Source organism: Cryobacterium levicorallinum (genome assembly GCF_004402405.1).
Classification (GTDB): Bacteria; Actinomycetota; Actinomycetes; order Actinomycetales; family Microbacteriaceae; genus Cryobacterium; species Cryobacterium levicorallinum.
On record NZ_SOFE01000008.1, the window covers coordinates 197,805 to 214,370 of the forward strand.

The following is a 16,566-nucleotide window of genomic DNA, read 5'->3' on the forward strand; positions in this document are numbered from 1 at the left end:
AAGTGACAGATTCGTCGTCAGGTTCGGAGTTAAGCGGCACAAAAGTCACTCAGCTAACCTACCAAGGACCACCGACCTGAGGGCGCGGAAGGCCGCTTGACAGCCATTTCAACCTGTGAGTACGCTCCATGCCGGGTCACGAAATGGACACGTGCTGCGCCGTTTCTGCCCGCGGAACGACCCGACGGGTTATGGTGAGGTTGACATAACGGTGTGTCTTTACGTGAACATGTAGGTGAATCCTAAGCAAACTCTTCGCAAGCGAGTGGGGTTTCAGGCGTAGCCCCAACCATTCTTGAGGAGATAATCGTGACGACACAGGCAGGTAAGACGCAGTCGGTCAAGACGCAGGTCGTTATTCTGGCCGCCGGCATGGGCAGCCGCCTCGGACGCTCTCTGCCGAAGCCGCTCACCGAACTTAACGATGGCCGCACCATCATGCAGCAGCAGTTCGACAACATCGCCCACGCCTTCGGCAATGCCGCCAAGGTCACCATCGTCGTCGGCTACAAGCTCGAGCACATCATCGAAGCGTTCCCACAGGCATCCTTCGTTTACAACGAAGAATACGACCAGACCAACACGTCGAAAAGCCTGCTGCGTGCCCTGCAGGCGTCGAAGTCGGGCGGCGTGCTCTGGATGAACGGTGATGTCGTCTTCGACCCGGCCATTCTCGACCGCGCGGCCGCCATGATGGCCCGCGACCAGTCCTTCGTCACCGTGAACACCGACAAGGTGTCCGATGAAGAGGTCAAGTACACGACGAGCGCCGAGGGCTATATCAAGGAGTTGTCCAAGACCGTCAAGGGCGGACTCGGCGAAGCCGTCGGCATCAACTACGTGTCGAGTGCCGACAAGGCGACGCTGATCCGCCAACTGAGCAAGGTAGCCGACCAGGACTACTTCGAGCGCGGCATTGAGCTTGCGATCGAGCAGAACCGCATGCTGGTGGAGCCGGTGAACATCTCCGACTTCTACGCCGTCGAGGTGGATTTCGCCGAAGACCTCGAGCGCGCGAACTTGTTCGTCTAACCGACACCGAACGGCACGACGGAAAAACCCCATGCCGAGGCGCTGGGTTTTTCCGTCGTGCCGCAACGCGAGTCGCTGCGCCTCAGTTGAGGCGAACGAAACCGCGACCTGAGGCGGGTGGCCGGAGCGTGCGCGCCGGCCAAGATTCATCAATCGGGGGATTTAGGCCCAATGCTGTTCACTTAAGTTCTTGGTTTGAGTATTTTCCTGACTGGCCATTTGGACATTTTGCGTTTGACGGCACGTGGGACGACGCGGTGACGTCGTAAGGGCAGGAGCTCGTGGATGATTTCCTGGCAGAAGTTGGTGAAGGCTCCAGCCAATCGCTGAGGGGGAAAAAGCCGGGCGCGCGGCAAGGGATCGCCGCGCGGCCCGGAGGGTGCCTGTGAAGGAGAAGCGCAACGGGTCTTCCTCGAAGTGTTGAGCAACGGTGCCAATGAGGGATCTGATCGCGTAGTGCACGCACAGGAATCCATAGATTTCCTGCAGTACCCCGTCGGGTGTTTTGGATCGCAGAACGAGTCCGGGTCCGAGTTGGTGGGTTTTGAGTTCGTCGAAACAGGACTCGATTTCCCACCGCTTGGCGTAGGCGCTGGCCAGGTCGTCCGCATCGGCGGCCACCGGGTCCAATATGTTGGTGATCAGGCGAAACGTGCTGACATCCTCGCCGGTGGTGACGTCATATTCGATGACACGCACCGGGATCCCCGCGGTGTTGTTGCGCCGGTCCTTGCTGCTGGGGTACAGGGTCGAGAGGTAGGACCCGTCCGCGAGTTCCTTCAGCACGGGCAGCAGGTTGTTGGCTTTCATCAGCCAAAGCAGGTCAGCGCCCGTGGCGACGCTGTCCTTCCAGGCCGAGTACGAATAGAACCCGCGGTCGGCCGACAGCAGCATGTCCTTTTTCAGATCTGCCAGCAGCGCCGGATACAGGTCATGTTCAGCGGTGTGATACCCGGAGACCACCGCAGAAATTACCGCATGGGTGCCGCCTTCGACCAGGCCCAGCACCCGTGTCTGCGGGAATGCGCTCTTGAATTCCGTCTTTGTCCCCGGACGGCCATAGGCACGCTCAATAGCTGGGACATCCGCCAAATCCAGGGTCGTCCCGTCGACACTAACTAACGGCCACTTTCGGGAAAATCCGCCACCGCCCGAAACTCCGAAGGGTTTAGCGACCTGGGCGAACAACTCGACCATCATCGTCGAGCCCAACCGAGTCCGTGCTTGAAAAATCGCTGCTCTGGACGGCAAAGTCCATTCGCGAAATCGCCCCGTGACCCATTCCATCCCAGCCAACAACGACCGCATGACTTCCTCATACGAGCGAGCGGAAAACAGGGCCAAGGCCATCACGTAGTAGACCATCAGTCGGGACGGCAACAGCCGATTCCGCTGCTAGAAAGCACCCGTCCGCTCGATCACGGCATCAACCACATCGGGCGGGAAGACCCGCGTCAACACGCCCAAAGAAACATGATCACTCAACCGCTCCGGACCTACCGGAGTTACCCATCCAATTCGCGCCATGCCATGCCAGAAAGTTAAAATTTTGATACTAAGTGCACAGCATTGGGATTAGGCCACAGATCCACGGCAGGCCAACGCTCATGGAAGGCACGGCGCGAGTCCTGACCAGAGAGAATGCCCCGTGTGGCGCCTGGGCCTGAAGTAAATTATCCCGCCGAAGCACGAGCCAGCGATTCCGGGATAAAGGTCCCGTCCGCTGAGCAGCGAGGTTGCCGCCGTTCCGGGTTGGGCCGGACTGAAGTGGCGTTACAACCGCTGCACTCGAGTTCGTATCGGGGTGAAGTGACCCCGTTAGCTGGAGCCGGATTCGGTCTCAGTCTGGCCTCAGAATGGCAATACGGGCACGTTATTCTCATGGAATGAACTCCTTCGTCCGGCCCTGCCCCGCCGAATCTGAAGTTTGCAACATTTTACGGGACCGTTGGGCTTAGTTTGTTCCCATCGCTCTGGCGACCGCTACCCCCATCACCACCCCCCAAACGGGATTCACTCTGATGCTGCACGGCAGGAGGACAAACCGAAACACGCACAACACCAGAACCATCACTGGCCGAAAGATATCAATCATCCAAAGCCAGGCCCCGTTTCTCCGGGAGTCCTATGGTGCCGAGCGCGGCGACCACGAAGAACCCCGCGAAAACCGCGAAGAGCAGCCCGGTTCCGCCGGTATCGCGCAGGAGGGGCACCGCCAGCGGTGCGACGATCGCGGCAATGCGACCACTGCCTGCCGCCCACCCGGAGCCAGTGGCCCGAATGCGAGTGGGATAGACCTCCGGCGTCACCGCGTAGAGCGCACCCCACGCTCCCAGGTTGAAGAACGAGAGCAGCATGCCCGCTGCAATCACCTGGCTGGCATTCGTTGCGAGGCCAAACAGAGCAGCCGAACTGGCCGAACCGACCAGGAACACAGCGAGGGTGCTACGTCGGCCCCACCGTTCGATTAGATACGCCGAAGCGGCATAGCCCGGAAGCTGCGCCACGGTGATGATCAGCGTATACGCGAAGGAACGCACGAGTGAGAAGCCTGAGGCGACCAGCACGGTAGGCAACCAGATGAAGGCACCGTAATAGGAAAAATTGACGCAGAACCAGACCAACCAGAGGGCGGCCGTGCGGCCACGCAGTCCCGGCGACCACAGCGCGGTGAAGCCTCCTGCGGAAACCTTTCGTTCGGCTCCGGCCCGATCGGCCGGGTCCAATGCTGGGGGTGGGACCGTGACTCCGGCCGAGAGTTCGAAGCGGCGAACGGTCGACTCTGCCTGTACAAACCTCCCACGCGATTCAAGAAAACGGACCGATTCCGGAAGCCGCAACCGCACGAACATGGCGTAGAGGGCCGGGGCCGCGCCGACGGCCAGGGCCCAGCGCCATCCGTTCTCCGACGACGGCACCACGAGATATCCGATCACTGCCGCGAGGGTCCAGCCAATCGCCCAGAACGATTCCAGCAACACGATGATCCGACCGCGAATTCGCGGCGGCGCAAACTCGCTAACGAGGGTCGAGGCGACCGGAAGCTCAGCGCCGAGACCGAGCCCCACAACGAAGCGCCAGGCGATCAGCACGGCCACCGATCCGGAAAGAGCGGATGCCCCCGTCGCCACGCCGTAAACGAGGAGGGTCAGCGCAAATACCTGGCGGCGTCCGATGCGATCGGCCAAGAGTCCACCGAGAACAGCGCCAACGGCCATGCCGACGAAACCGGCGGAAGCGATCCAGGACAATTCCATGCCGTTCGTGTTCCACTGCACCGCCAATTGGGCCAGCACGAAGGAGATGAGCCCCACATCCATGGCGTCCAACGCCCAGCCCAGGCCGGACCCGACCAGAAGGCGTCGATGCTCCCAGGTAAACGGCAGGGCATCCAATCGGGCGGTGCGGGTTGCGGGCGGAACTTTGGCCACAGACTTTCCATTTCAATTCGACACTGAACGATCAACCCCAATTTTACGCGCGTCACTGGCGTAGATTTGAAGGACAGACCTTGAGAGGATGGACAAACGTGGGGCAGAACAGCTTGACCAAAGACCTCGACATTCTTGAGATCGAGACCGTGGTGCTGGTGGCCGACGATGGAACACCGATCGGCACGGCCGACAAGGCACTCGTGCACGACGATAACACCGCCCTGCACCTGGCTTTTTCGTGCCACGTCTTCGATGAGAACGGGCGTATCCTGGTCACCCGGCGGGCGCTGACCAAAAAGGCCTGGCCCGGCGTGTGGACCAACTCCTTCTGTGGTCACCCCGCACCGAGCGAAACCCTGGCTGATGCGGCCAGGCGCCGAGCGGGCCATGAACTCGGTATCGCCCTGACCGAACTCACCCTGGTGCTGCCCGATTTTCGCTACCGGGCGATCGACGCCTCCGGAATCGTGGAGAACGAAATATGCCCGGTCTTCACGGCGATCACGCACTCGACGGTCGTGCCACGTGCCGACGAAGTAATGGAATGGCGGTGGGTGCCGCGCGACGACCTCGTGACGGCGGTACGCATCACCCCGTGGGCGTTCAGCCCCTGGCTGACGCTGCAACTCCCCCTCCTCTTCCCCCAGGGCTAGATCACTCCCGCCCGAACTCGGCTGCACCATCTTCAGGTTCGTTACCCCCGGCGCGGCAGCCGAGAAACGGTTACGGTGGCTGCGGCGCCCGCGTCCGGCGGGACGATCACGACCTGCCTGGCCGGAATATCGCAGCCGGCCGTTCGCACCAAAAGTTCGGCCGTTGGATCGGTGCCGCGTTTGATGACCGCGAGCGCGACCGTACCCAATTCGAAATGCCGGGCAACCGAAGTCACCCGCCCGACGATCTGGTCCGCACCGTCTTTGTTCGGTGCCACAACTTCGTCGCCGCGCGCGGGCCGCACACTGTGTTTATCAGCACTGTGCGCATCTTCCGGGTAGAGCATCACGAGCCGGCGCGGGGGATGCCCGATGTTGTGCACCTTGGCCACCGTCTGCTGGCCGCGATAACCGCCCTTGTTCAGGTGCACGGCTGTGCGCAACCAATCAAGTTCATGGGGAATCGTCTTTTCGTCAACCTCCGAGGAAAAATGTGGCCGCCAGGCTGCTATGCGCAAGGCCTCGAGGGCGTCAAGTCCAGCGACAGGAATATCGGAGGCGACGATCCCTGCCAGGGCGCTTCGCGGCACCAATACCTCGCTGTAGGTCCAGCCCGCCGCCGGATGCCTGGTAGCCTTCGCGTACTGAAATCCACCCGGGCCAACGCTCATCCACCGGTCCCGCCAGACCACGGGAAGCCCATGAGGGGCCGTAACCGGAAGCGTCGGCTGGCCGAGGGTTCCGATGGTCGCGAATTCGATGGAACGATCCATCAGTTCTACCCGCAGCGCGAATTGCATGCTGCCCAACCATGTGAGCAGCCCTGCTACTTCGTTTCGCTCCATCAGCAGCCACAGATCGGTTCCGTCATCAAACAGGCGCACGGCATAGTCGATCCGCCCGGTCATATTGAGTAGAAGGGTCTCCGAGGATTCGCCCGGCGCCAAACCGGCGACACTCTGGCTGGTCAATGAATTTATCCAGCTGAGGCGATCGGGACCGCTGATGGTAATCACAGCCCGGTGTGAGAGGTCCACGATCGCGGTTCCTGCAGCCAGTGCGCGCTGCTCGTCGAGGGGGTCCCCATAGTGGGCAGCCACTCCGGCATCGACCGCCTGGTCGGCACCGACAGCGCCGGGCCGGTTCAGAAATTCGTTGAACGCGACCGGCGCGTTCCCGACGGAGATCTGCGGAGCGAGCATTCCCTGCGTTGAATTCATCTGTCTCCATTGGGCGCCATCAACTGCCCGATATTGTCGTGCCTGGTTAGTACATTCCGAGTTGGAGCCGAGCTGCTTCCGACATCCGGTCCTGGCCCCACGGTGGGTCCCAGACCAGTTCGATATCGATCTCGCCGACGCCCGGAACCGCCTGAATTGCGGTGCGGGCATCCTCTTTGAGCACATCGCCCATGCCGCAGCCCGGAGCGGTCATTGACATGTTGACTTCGACCCGGTGGGTGCCATCGGGCAGCGGCTCCGCCTCGCACAGGTAGATCAGCCCCAGATCGACAACATTGATCGGGATTTCCGGGTCGAACACGTTCTTGAGCGCATCGAGCACCTGGTCCAGGTCGAACGGACCGTCATTCATGGTCACGGTTTCGGCGACCAGCCGGCTCAGGCCGAGCGCGGCCGAGTCTTCGGCACTGATCCGAACGAGGTAGCCCATTGAGGTTTGGACGGTGACGCTCGCACCGAGGGTTTGCGTTATGACAACCTGCTCGCCGGCCTGAAGCAGCATCGGCTGCCCGCCCGGGATTACCGTCGCCTGGCAGCTGTGTTCGAGTTCAACGATCTTGTATTGGCCTGAGTCCATCGGCTACTTCTCCGTTCCGACGACACGGCTGCCATCGGCGCGGTCGTCACCTTCCAGCGCGCTGCGCAACGCCTGCCAGGCCAGGGAGGCGCACTTGACCCGGGTCGGGTACTCCCATACGCCAGAGAGCACCGCGAGCTTGCCCACCTCGGCCAATGCCGCTTCCCCCTCGGATTCGCTGGTGAGCATGGTGTGCACGCGAGCGAACAGCGTCAGGGCTTCCTCCTCTGCCATACCCTTGACGGCCATGGTCATCAGCGAAGCGGATGCCTGGGAAATGGTGCATCCGCTCCCCGTGAAGGCAACGTCGGCGATGACGCCGTCGGTGAGTTGAATGGCGAGAGTTAACTGATCGCCGCATAGCGGGTTAACGGCCTCGATCGAGCACGTCGCGCGGTCGATTGTACGAAAATTCCGTGGCCGGCGGCCATGGTCGATGACCATTTCCTGGTAAAGACCCTCGATTCCCGCACTGAACGAAGCGATCCCTGGGCCGGCCGTCATGGAGCGACCACAGTGGCGTCACTCCCGAACCGGGTGGCGACCACGCGTTCCAACTGGGCGCGCAGTAGATCCAACTCAATCCGGTCCACCATTTCGTGTACAAACGCGTAGATGAGCAGGCCCCTGGCCGCTTCCAGCGGGATGGCACGCGTCTGAAGATAGAGCAGAGCCTCCTCATCCATTTGGCCCACCGCAGCACCGTGCGTGCACTTCACATCATCGGTATAGATTTCCAGCCGGGGCCTGGTGTCGACTTCGGCGCGGTCGGAGAGCAGTAAGTTCTTGTTCTTCTGGTTCGCATCGGTACCGTCAGCGCCATGACGAACCATAATGTGACCGTTGAACACACCGTGTGCCCGGCCGTCCAACACTCCCTTATACAGCTGGTGGCTGGTGCAGTCGGTCGCGGCGTGATCGACGAAGATCGTGTTGTCGTGGAGTTGATCGCCCTGGGGCAGGTAGACGCCGTCGAGGCTGACCTCGGCGCCGACGCCATCCAGTTGAACTCGCACCTCGTGCCGGGCGATGCTGGCGCCGAGCATGATGGAACGGGAAGAGAATCGGCTGCCCCGCCCTTGCCGCACGGACAGCAGCGCCACATGGAAAGCACTCGTCGGCTCGTTTTGCACCTTGTAGTGCTCAATGTGGGCGTCTTCGGCGAGGAGGAGTTCGGTGACGGCGTTGGTGCAATACACGTCGGAATCGATCCCGGCGTAGGTCTCGACGATCGTGGCACGAGAGTCAGAATCGGCGATTATCACCGAACGTGGACTGGATATCAGCGGGACTCCACCGGTGTCGGAGAAGTAGACCAGCTGAATCGGCTCGTCCACGATGGTGCCGCTGGGAAGATGAATGAATGCGCCATCCTCGGCCAGAGCGTCATTGAACGCTGCGAAGGCGTGACGCACTCCCGGTGCATGCGCAAAAAAGGGTTCGAGGCGATCAGGCCCGGCTGCCAGCACCGCGGCCAGGGTCGTGACGACTGCACCGGCCGGCACCCCGGTCACTCGCGAGAATTCGGACGAGAAATGGCCGTTGACGAAGACCAACCGTGGACCACCGAGATCGACCGCTGCCTCGTCGATCATTTCTGCCGTCACCCGGCTGCCGGATGCCACGGTGGCGGCATCGAACGGTACGGCGAGGATCGGGGCCAACCCGGTGTATTTCCAGTCCTCATCCTTGTGGGTCGGGAAGCCGTGCTCACCCACCCACTGGAGGGCGGCTACCCGCGCCTCGGCGAGCCAGGCGGGATCACGCGCGCCGAGCCGAGGTTCGAAGCCAGCGAGCACTCCGCTGGCCGCGCTCAGAACGGTCATCGCAATATCCCGGCCGTGCTCAATCGATCTGCGTCAGCTTCCTGCGTACCGGTGTAGCCATGCGCTTCGAGCTCGACGGCCAGGTCCTTGCCCCCGGAACGCACGATCCGGCCGGCGGTCATCACGTGCACCTGGTCGGGCACGATGTAGTCCAAAAGGCGCTGGTGGTGCGTGATGACGAGCATGCTGCGGCCTTCGCTCCGGAGTGCGTTCACCCCGCTGGCGACCACCCTCAGAGCGTCGATGTCCAAACCGGAGTCGGTCTCATCCAAAATCGCGAGTTTGGGTTCCAGGATCGCCATTTGCAGGATCTCGTTGCGTTTCTTTTCACCGCCGGAGAATCCTTCGTTGACCGAGCGATTCATGAAGGTCTGGTCCATCTCAACGAGCTTCATCTTCTCCTGAGCCAGCGCCAGAAAGTCCACCGGATCCAGTTCTTCTTCTCCACGCTGGCGGCGCAGGGAGTTCAAGGCGGTGCGCATGAAGTACATGTTTCCGACGCCGGGAATCTCAACCGGATGTTGGAAGGCCAGGAATACACCGGCGGCAGCGCGCTCTTCCGGTGACAAGGTCAGCAGGTCCTGACCCTCATACGTGACGCTGCCAGAGACCTGGTACCCCTCGCGGCCGATCAATACACTGGCCAAGGTGCTTTTTCCCGAACCGTTCGGGCCCATGATCGCGTGCACCTCACCCGGCTTCAGTTGCAGGTTCACCCCTCGCAATATTTCTTTGTCCTCGATACTGGCGTGCAGTTCTTCGATTTTCAGCATTAGCCAACGCTTCCTTCCAGGCTTACGGTTAACAGTTTTTGCGCCTCAACGGCGAATTCCATGGGCAGCATCTTGAAGACTTCACGGCAGAAACCGTTCACAATCATCGACACCGCCTCTTCTTCCGGGATACCCCTCTGCCGGCAGTACAGGAGTTGTTCCTCGCCGATTTTGGAGGTCGATGCCTCGTGCTCAACCTGCCCGGTCTGGTTCTTCACCTCGATGTATGGAAGCGTGTGGGCACCGCTGTCTTTGCCGATCAACAGCGAATCGCACTGGGTGAAGTTGCGGGCTCCGACGGCCGAATGTCGCATGTCCACCAGACCGCGGTAGGTGTTCTGCCCGTGACCGGCTGAAATAGCCTTCGAGATGATGGTGCTCTTGGTGTTCTTGCCGATGTGCACCATCTTGCTGCCGGTATCCGCTTGCTGACGTCTGGCCGTCAATGCCACCGAGTAGAACTCGCCGACCGAGTTGTCACCCTTAAGAACCACACCGGGGTACTTCCAGGTGATCGAGGAGCCGGTTTCCACCTGGGTCCAGGAAATCTTTGCGTTGCGGCCGGAAGCCATGCCCCGTTTGGTGACGAAGTTGTACACGCCGCCCTTGCCGTCGGCATCTCCGGGATACCAGTTCTGCACCGTCGAGTACTTGATCTGGGCATCGTCCAGTGCCACCAGCTCAACCACGGCGGCGTGCAGCTGGTTCGTATCACGAACAGGCGCCGTGCAGCCCTCGAGGTAGCTGACATAAGCGCCCTCTTCGGCAATGATCAGGGTTCGCTCGAACTGGCCGGTGTCGGCGGCGTTGATGCGGAAGTAGGTGGACAGCTCCATCGGGCAGCGCACGCCCTTGGGGATGTAACAGAACGAACCGTCGGTGAACACCGCCGCGTTCAGGCAGGCGAAGAAGTTGTCGTTGTACGGAACCACGGAGCCGAGGTACTGACGCACCAGATCCGGATGCTCCTGAACGGCTTCCGAGAAGGAGCAGAAGATCACTCCAACCTCGGCCAACTTGTCTTTGAACGTCGTCGCAACCGAGACCGAATCGACGATCGCGTCGACCGCCACGCCACTGAGACGCTCCTGCTCACCGAGCGAAATGCCGAGCTTGTCAAACATCTCCCGCAGCTCCGGGTCGACCTCGTCCATGCTCTCCACGCGTTTTTTCGGCTTGGGAGCGGCGTAGTAAATGATGTCCTGGTAGTCGACCGGCCCATAGGTGACGTGCTGCCAGGTCGGTGCCGTGAGCGTGGTCCAGTGCCGGTAGGCACGGAGCCGCCATTCCAACAGCCAATCCGGCTCATTTTTCTTGCTCGAAATCAGCCGGATGATGTCTTCGTTCAGCCCGCGGGGTGCGACGTCAGTTTCCAGATCGGTCACAAATCCATACTGATATTCCTGGTTCGCTAATTCGCGGACCTCGTCAGAGATACCAGTCGAGGTTGTGGGTGCACTCATTTCGTCTCCATGTCAGTTGTTGTTGGCTGCGAGCAGCCCGATCGTTTCGGTCAGCGACGCTGTGAGGGAAGTGCCGCGATCAGCGGGTGATCCTTGGCGTATGGGCCGACCTTGGCCGCTCCACCCGGGGAGCCGATGTCGTCGAAGAACTCAACGTTGGCCTTGTAGTAGTCGGCCCACTGCTCCGGCACGTCATCTTCGTAGAAGATCGCCTCGACCGGGCAGACTGGCTCACAGGCTCCGCAGTCGATGCACTCATCGGGGTGGATGTAGAGCGCCCGGTCACCCTCATAAATGCAATCGACCGGGCATTCATCAATACACGCCCTGTCCTTGACGTCCACGCAGGGCAAGGCGATGACGTAGGTCACAGTGTCTCCACCCCGAACACCGCGGGGACCTGGTCGAGAGCGTTGAGCAACACGGTGATCTCGGCCGCCGTGTTGTAGGCCGCGAAGGTCACTCGCGTGGTCGCGGCCACGTCCAGACGCTGGTGCAATGGCCAGGCGCAGTGGTGGCCGACTCGCACCGCGACTCCGGCATCGTCGAGGATTTGGCCAACGTCGTGCGCGTGCACGCCGTCGACCACGAAAGACACCACACCGGTACGGTCCGCACCATCGGCCGGTCCGATGACACGGATCCACGGGCGTTGGGCCAGGCCGGCCAGCAGGACTTCGGTGAGGGCCTGCTCATGGGCGCTCACCCGCGGCATCCCCAACCGGGTCAGGTAATCACAGGCCGCAGCCAGGCCGACGGCCTGCGCGGCCACCGGGACACCCGCCTCGAAACGTTGCGGCGGTGCGGCGTAGGTTGAGCCCTCCATGTGCACGGTGTGGATCATCGAGCCTCCGGTGAGAAAGGGGGGCATGGCTTCCAGGAGGCCAGAGCGGCCCCAGAGCACGCCGACCCCGAGGGGGCCGAACATCTTGTGGCCACTGAAGGCCAGAAAGTCGACGTCGAGATCGACGACGTCGATCCCCAGGTGCGGCACCGACTGGCTGGCGTCGAGCACGGTCAGAGCCCCGACCTTCCGGGCCCGAGCCACAATGGCCGAAACCGGATTGATGGTACCCAAAACATTGGACACATGCGTGAAGGCGACCACCTTGGTACGGTCGGTGATGACCGTCTCCAGGTCGTTCAGGTTTAAGCGACCGTCATCGGTGACACCGATCCACCGCAGGGTAGCGCCGCTGCGCCGGGCAAGTTCCTGCCAGGGAATGAGATTGGCATGATGCTCCATCTCGGTGATCACGATCTCGTCGCCCACGCCGAGCTTGAAGCGCGCCGCAACATCCGCTTCGACGCCGCCCATGGCCCCGGTAGCGGCCGCGTTGCTGAACGAATACGCCACGAGATTTAGGGCTTCGGTGGCGTTCTTGGTGAACACCACCTCCTTAGTTTGTGCGCCGATGAACCGTGCAACGGTCGCGCGCGCCGATTCAAATGCTTCGGTGGCTTCCTCGGCCAGCTGATGAGCACCACGGTGAACCGCGGAGTTGTGCTGCTCATAGAAGGTGCGTTCGGCATCGAGTACCTGGCGCGGTTTGTGTGACGTGGCCCCGGAGTCGAGGTACACCAATGGTTTTCCGCCGCGCACGAGACGCGAGAGAATCGGGAAGTCGCTACGGATGGCGGCCGACTCCTCGATACTGAATGCCGCGTTCGCGCCGACGTCAGAACTGATGGCCTCGGAGCCGGTGATCGGACGCACTCCCGTGATTAGTCCTGCACTGGTACTCATGCATTTGTCCCATCGTTGCGATTGTTCGTGTCGGAGGTGGTCGTCGTGGCCAGAGCGTCAAGGGGGATGAACGTCGCGCAGCTGTGCGCGCCCCCCGCCAGAGTCGTGCGTCGTTGAACCGGAACTCCGAGCAGCCGAGAGAATGCCTCGGTCTCGGCGTCGCAGAACTCCGGAAACTCGGCCGCGACATGCAGAACAGGGCAGTGCCCCTGACACAGCTGCACACCATTCGCTGGCAGGTCAGCTCCGACCGGCCGGATCGACGCCGCGAAACCTTCGTCGTTCAGTACCGACGCCAGTGCCTCTGCACGGGCGCGGACATCTCCGCCGGTCGAGGGCAGTTGTGCGGCATACCCCCGCTCGAGTCGTGCGCTGCGTTCACGGGCAAACTCGCCAACGGCATCCGCTCCGGCGCGTTCGGCGAGAAAGCGTAACGCCGAGGTCGCCACATCAACGTAGTCAGCCCCCAGACCGGCATGACCGGACACGGAGAGGACATAGGCGCGGGCCGGCCGGCCGCGGCCACCTGATGTAGCGGGCACGTGTTCTTCGACGGCCCCTTCCTCGGCCAGCTGGTCGAGGTGACGGCGCACGGCAGCGGGCGTAAGTCCCAAGCGCGCGGCCAGATCGGCTGCGGACAGTGGGCCATCCTCCGCGAGCATCTGCCGCACGCGGTCCCAGGTGCGTTCCTCCAGACCATTCGCTCCAGGGTGCGACCCTTCTGTGCCCGCGCTTCCGCGGCGGTGAGCTATTAACATGACATAAGCATGTCCTAATTCAGCTCGGCTGGCAAGTCAACGCGCCGGTCCACTGTCTGGCAGCAACTAGAGTCGAGCAGGCGGTTGGGTCATTACCCTCGAATCAAAGGAGAACGCGTGCTTTTTCGCCAACTGGAATATTTTGTCGCTGTCGCACGGGAACGACACTTCGCGCACGCCGCTGCGGCCTGTCACGTTTCCCAGCCCGCCCTTTCCGCGGGAATCAGCAAGCTGGAGCAGGAGCTCAATGTCTCACTGATCAACCGTGGTCATGCTTTTGAGGGGTTGACCCCGGAGGGCGAACTGTTGGTGATGTGGGCCAAACGGATTGTGGCGGAGCGTGACGCGCTCAAGGCGGAGGTTCACGCTCTCAAATCCGGCGTGACCGGTGTACTGCGTCTTGGCGTCGTGCCCAGCGCATCGACAACGGTCGCGCTACCGGTTGCGGCGTTCTGTGCCGCGCATCCGCTGGTCAAGGTACAGATCAAGTCGGGCCTGTCGTCAACCGAAATCGCACACCGATTGCATGACTTCGAGTTGGATGCTGGCGTGACGTACGTCGACGCTAGCGACGACCCGGGGCTCGATGTCGTGCCCCTCTACGAGGAGCGCTACGTGCTGATTGCCTCTGAAATGCTCATACCGGACATTTCCACCTCCATGTCGTGGGTGCAGGCATCCCGATTACCACTTGCCGTGTTAACGACGAAAATGCGCAGTAGACAAGTGATCGACGCAGCGTTCGAACGGAACCATGTGCAGCTGGTGCCTCAGGTAGAGACGGACTCGATCGCGTCCCTCCACGCCCATATGAGGACAGGCCGGTGGGCCAGCATTGTCCCGCACACCTGGGTGCAAACCATCACCCCTCCGGCGCGGACACGGATCGTACCGCTGGTCGATCCCGTCGCAACGGCTCGCGTTGTCGTGGCGATCAGTGCGGCCTCGCCCGGTTCGGTTATTGCCCGTGCCTTCGCGGCAGTCGCCGCCAAACTCTCGCTCGGCGAATTGTTCGACCAGAGGCTGGGCGAGCTCTTCAACCAGGAGCTCTCAGCTGGCTTTTCCGCTACGACCGCGCCGACGGCGCCGACGCTTCGATAGCCGCCAGTTATCGGCCGGTCGATTTCTGGTCTTGGACAGGCCAGCAAAGTGAGGCAGACACTGGGTACAGCGCATCAGCCGGGCGGGCACCTGCCAAACCGGCGTCACAGAAAGAGTCCACATGGCCAAGATTCTTCTCGTCCTCTACCCAGATTCCGTCACCGGGTACCCGCCGCAGTACGCACGCGACAGCATCCCTGTACTTGATGGCTACCCAGATGGTCAGACACTGCCGAGCCCTTCCGCCATCGACTTCACCCCCGGTGCACTCCTGGGATCGGTTTCCGGCGAACTCGGTCTGCGCAGGTTCCTGGAAGCTGCCGGACACGAATTGGTGGTCACCTCGGACAAGGACGGTCCGAATTCGGTATTCGAACGCGAGCTCGTGAGCGCTGACATCGTGATTTCCCAACCATTCTGGCCCGCCTATTTGACCGCAGAAAGGATCGCGAAGGCGCCAAAATTGAAGCTCGCGATCACGGCCGGCATCGGTTCGGATCACGTTGATCTCGACGCAGCAATCAGCCACGGTATCACCGTGGTCGAGGAGACCTATAGCAACAGCATCAGTGTCGCCGAGCACGCTGTCATGCAAGTCCTCGCTCTCGTTCGCAACTACCTTCCCTCGCACGAGTGGGTCGTCAATGGTGGCTGGAACATATCCGACAGCGTCGAGCGCGCCTATGACCTCGAAGGAATGAACGTCGGTGTCATCGCGGCCGGCCGCATCGGTCGTGCCGTTCTGCGCCGACTCGCACCCTTTGATGTTCGCCTGCACTACACCGACAAGAACAGGCTGTCCCCCGAAATCGAGCGCGAACTTGGGCTGACCTTCCACCCGGATGCGGCCTCGCTCGTGAGGGCCGTCGACGTTGTATCGATCCATGCACCGCTGCATCCGGAGACGTATCACCTCTTCAACGATGCCCTGATCTCGTCAATGAAACGAGGCTCCTACATCGTGAACACGGCCCGAGCCGAGATCACCGACCGTGACGCGATCGTTCGCGCGTTGGAGTCCGGGCAACTCGCTGGATATGCCGGCGACGTCTGGTATCCGCAGCCGCCAGCGGCCGACCACCCCTGGCGCACGATGCCGCACAACGGCATGACCCCCCACGTGTCCGGGTCGACTCTGTCCGCTCAGGCTCGCTACGCCGCAGGTACCCGGGAGATTCTCGAAGACTGGTTCGCCGATCGACCTATTCGGGAGGAATATCTCATCGTCAACGGCGGTCAACTTGCTGGCGTTGGTGCTGCCTCCTACACGGCCGGCGGTGAGTCGAGCCCCGGCAGTGGCGGTAAGTAAGACAGCGAGAGCACCGATGTAGTCCTGGGGAAGGCCGCGGTGACTGCCCTGTCGCTGGCGGCCTTCTTACGTCCGCAGCATCACGCCGCGCCACGTCACCCAGCCGCACCAGGCAGCCCCGGCTGCCCCAACGTCGCAACGTCGCAACGTCGCAACTATAACAAGGAAGTTATCAATGAGCTGGCTCGATCGAGAACGTACCATTGCTCGTCCTGGATTCAACCGGTGGTTGATCCCGCCAGCGGCCCTCGCTGTGCACCTATGCATTGGCCAAGTGTATGCATCCAGCGTATACAAGACCGCTTTAGTGGAGCATTTTGACGCCAGCCTGACCCAAATCGGCGTGATTTTCTCCATCGCCATAGTTATGCTCGGATTGTCGGCCGCCTTCATGGGCACCTGGGTCGACACGAACGGTCCGCGCAAGGCAATGTTCGTGGCGGCATTGTTCTGGTCTGGCGGGTTCATGATCGGATCTGTGGGCATTTTCAGCCACCAATTGTGGCTCGTGTACCTCGGTTACGGCTTTATCGGGGGGATTGGCCGCGGCAAAGTCATATGGTCGTAGCAACGCTCTAGTGATTGGAGCGTTTTATGGTCAAGTTGTTTCCGCCGAATACTCGCACTGAGTTCATTGATCTCGTGTGTGCGG

14 protein-coding genes and 2 pseudogenes are annotated in these 16,566 nt (G+C 61.6%); 5 read left to right on the top strand and 11 right to left on the bottom strand.

What is annotated here, in order from left to right; genetic code table 11:
* Window positions 1-309: 309 nt before the first annotated feature.
* Window positions 310-1,032 carry a phosphocholine cytidylyltransferase family protein gene (locus tag E3O11_RS04890; protein WP_255411851.1) on the top strand — a complete coding sequence of 241 codons (723 nt, stop codon included), beginning with the start codon at window positions 310-312 and terminating at the stop codon, window positions 1,030-1,032.
* A gap of 330 nt (window positions 1,033-1,362) precedes the next feature.
* Here E3O11_RS04890 and E3O11_RS04895 read toward each other — a convergent pair.
* Both E3O11_RS04895 and E3O11_RS04900 read right to left on the bottom strand, forming a co-directional pair.
* A pseudogene (locus tag E3O11_RS04895) lies at window positions 1,363-2,559 on the bottom strand (IS4 family transposase); the annotation flags it as partial.
* A 560-nt stretch (window positions 2,560-3,119) separates the two neighbouring features.
* Window positions 3,120-4,463 carry an MFS transporter gene (locus E3O11_RS04900; RefSeq protein WP_241994643.1) on the bottom strand — a complete coding sequence of 448 codons (1,344 nt, stop codon included), beginning with the start codon at window positions 4,461-4,463 and terminating at the stop codon, window positions 3,120-3,122.
* Window positions 4,464-4,561: 98 nt separating this feature from the next.
* Between E3O11_RS04900 and idi the strand changes: the two genes are divergently transcribed.
* The gene (gene idi, locus E3O11_RS04905; protein WP_233195327.1) at window positions 4,562-5,119 is read left to right on the top strand and encodes an isopentenyl-diphosphate Delta-isomerase; all 558 of its coding nucleotides are present in this window, start codon (window positions 4,562-4,564) and stop codon (window positions 5,117-5,119) included.
* 41 nt (window positions 5,120-5,160) lie between these two features.
* Here idi and ygfZ read toward each other — a convergent pair whose 3' ends face one another.
* The 9 genes from ygfZ to E3O11_RS04950 all read right to left on the bottom strand — a co-directional run bounded on the left by ygfZ (window position 5,161) and on the right by E3O11_RS04950 (window position 13,504).
* A complete protein-coding gene (ygfZ, locus tag E3O11_RS04910; protein ID WP_092449389.1) occupies window positions 5,161-6,321 on the bottom strand; it encodes a CAF17-like 4Fe-4S cluster assembly/insertion protein YgfZ in 1,161 nt (386 codons plus the stop codon).
* Between the two features lie 64 nt (window positions 6,322-6,385).
* Window positions 6,386-6,937, bottom strand: a complete 552-nt coding sequence (sufT, locus tag E3O11_RS04915; protein WP_092449390.1) for a putative Fe-S cluster assembly protein SufT — start codon at window positions 6,935-6,937, stop codon at window positions 6,386-6,388.
* A gap of 3 nt (window positions 6,938-6,940) precedes the next feature.
* Entirely contained in the window at window positions 6,941-7,441 is a 501-nt protein-coding gene (sufU, locus tag E3O11_RS04920) for a Fe-S cluster assembly sulfur transfer protein SufU (protein ID WP_092449392.1), read from the bottom strand.
* Window positions 7,438-8,763: a Fe-S cluster assembly protein SufD gene (gene sufD / locus E3O11_RS04925; RefSeq protein WP_198415548.1), complete on the bottom strand. Its 1,326-nt coding sequence runs from the start codon at window positions 8,761-8,763 to the stop codon at window positions 7,438-7,440. Before sufD ends, sufU begins: the two co-directional genes overlap by 4 nt.
* A complete protein-coding gene (gene sufC / locus E3O11_RS04930) occupies window positions 8,760-9,536 on the bottom strand; it encodes a Fe-S cluster assembly ATPase SufC (protein ID WP_092449394.1) in 777 nt (258 codons plus the stop codon). The genes sufD and sufC overlap by 4 nt, the downstream gene beginning before the upstream one ends.
* A complete protein-coding gene (sufB, locus tag E3O11_RS04935; RefSeq protein WP_092449396.1) occupies window positions 9,536-10,999 on the bottom strand; it encodes a Fe-S cluster assembly protein SufB in 1,464 nt (487 codons plus the stop codon). The genes sufC and sufB overlap by 1 nt, the downstream gene beginning before the upstream one ends.
* 50 nt (window positions 11,000-11,049) lie before the next feature.
* Complete coding sequence (gene fdxA, locus E3O11_RS04940; protein ID WP_092341486.1) at window positions 11,050-11,370, bottom strand: ferredoxin; 321 nt, start codon at window positions 11,368-11,370, stop codon at window positions 11,050-11,052.
* Window positions 11,367-12,746: a SufS family cysteine desulfurase gene (locus E3O11_RS04945; protein ID WP_092449398.1), complete on the bottom strand. Its 1,380-nt coding sequence runs from the start codon at window positions 12,744-12,746 to the stop codon at window positions 11,367-11,369. The genes fdxA and E3O11_RS04945 overlap by 4 nt, the downstream gene beginning before the upstream one ends.
* Complete coding sequence (locus tag E3O11_RS04950) at window positions 12,743-13,504, bottom strand: helix-turn-helix transcriptional regulator (protein WP_092449399.1); 762 nt, start codon at window positions 13,502-13,504, stop codon at window positions 12,743-12,745. The genes E3O11_RS04945 and E3O11_RS04950 overlap by 4 nt, the downstream gene beginning before the upstream one ends.
* A 117-nt stretch (window positions 13,505-13,621) precedes the next feature.
* On the opposite strand from E3O11_RS04950, the gene E3O11_RS04955 reads away from it, so the two are divergent.
* The 3 genes and pseudogenes from E3O11_RS04955 to E3O11_RS04965 form a co-directional block, all read left to right on the top strand.
* Window positions 13,622-14,605 carry a LysR family transcriptional regulator gene (locus E3O11_RS04955; protein ID WP_092449401.1) on the top strand — a complete coding sequence of 328 codons (984 nt, stop codon included), beginning with the start codon at window positions 13,622-13,624 and terminating at the stop codon, window positions 14,603-14,605.
* Window positions 14,606-14,726: 121 nt separating this feature from the next.
* Entirely contained in the window at window positions 14,727-15,914 is a 1,188-nt protein-coding gene (locus E3O11_RS04960; RefSeq protein WP_092449403.1) for an NAD-dependent formate dehydrogenase, read from the top strand.
* Window positions 15,915-16,089: 175 nt separating this feature from the next.
* Window positions 16,090-16,464 (top strand): annotated as a pseudogene (locus tag E3O11_RS04965) (MFS transporter); the annotation flags it as partial.
* Window positions 16,465-16,566 lie beyond the last annotated feature (102 nt).

Coding starts and splice junctions, on each gene's coding strand:
- ygfZ (WP_092449389.1), bottom strand. CDS start 6,321: ATGCTCGCTCCGCAGATCTCCGTCGGGAACGCGCCGGTCGCGTTCAAC.
- sufT (WP_092449390.1), bottom strand. CDS start 6,937: ATGGACTCAGGCCAATACAAGATCGTTGAACTCGAACACAGCTGCCAG.
- sufU (WP_092449392.1), bottom strand. CDS start 7,441: ATGACGGCCGGCCCAGGGATCGCTTCGTTCAGTGCGGGAATCGAGGGT.
- sufD (WP_198415548.1), bottom strand. CDS start 8,763: ATGACCGTTCTGAGCGCGGCCAGCGGAGTGCTCGCTGGCTTCGAACCT.
- sufC (WP_092449394.1), bottom strand. CDS start 9,536: ATGCTGAAAATCGAAGAACTGCACGCCAGTATCGAGGACAAAGAAATA.
- sufB (WP_092449396.1), bottom strand. CDS start 10,999: ATGAGTGCACCCACAACCTCGACTGGTATCTCTGACGAGGTCCGCGAA.
- E3O11_RS04945 (WP_092449398.1), bottom strand. CDS start 12,746: ATGAGTACCAGTGCAGGACTAATCACGGGAGTGCGTCCGATCACCGGC.
- E3O11_RS04950 (WP_092449399.1), bottom strand. CDS start 13,504: ATGTTAATAGCTCACCGCCGCGGAAGCGCGGGCACAGAAGGGTCGCAC.
- E3O11_RS04960 (WP_092449403.1), top strand. CDS start 14,727: ATGGCCAAGATTCTTCTCGTCCTCTACCCAGATTCCGTCACCGGGTAC.